Consider the following 372-nt stretch of genomic DNA (forward strand, 5'->3'; position numbering starts at 1 on the left):
TCCCGATACCTTCAAATAAAACCGCTACACATGGAGTTCTACTATCCTCTGCTGTACTCAAGTTTCCTAGTTTCCAATGCACTTCTCCGGTTAAGCCGAAGGCTTTCACACCAGACTTAAGAAACCGCCTGCACTCTCTTTACGCCCAATAAATCCGGATAACGCTTGCCACCTACGTATTACCGCGGCTGCTGGCACGTAGTTAGCCGTGACTTTCTGGTTAAATACCGTCACAACGTGAACATTTCCTCTCACGTTCGTTCTTCTTTAATAACAGAATTTTACGAGCCGAAACCCTTCTTCATTCACGCGGCGTTGCTTCATCAGACTTTCGTCCATTGTGAAAGATTCCCTACTGCTGCCTCCCGTAGG

Annotated in this window: 1 rRNA gene; it reads right to left on the minus strand. The window is 47.0% G+C overall.

The features are described from left to right. Window positions 1–372, minus strand: a 16S ribosomal RNA gene (locus FLW16_RS43075); the annotation flags it as partial.

Source organism: Microbispora sp. KK1-11, from assembly GCF_006874435.1.
Classification (GTDB): Bacteria; Actinomycetota; Actinomycetes; order Streptosporangiales; family Streptosporangiaceae; genus Microbispora; species Microbispora catharanthi.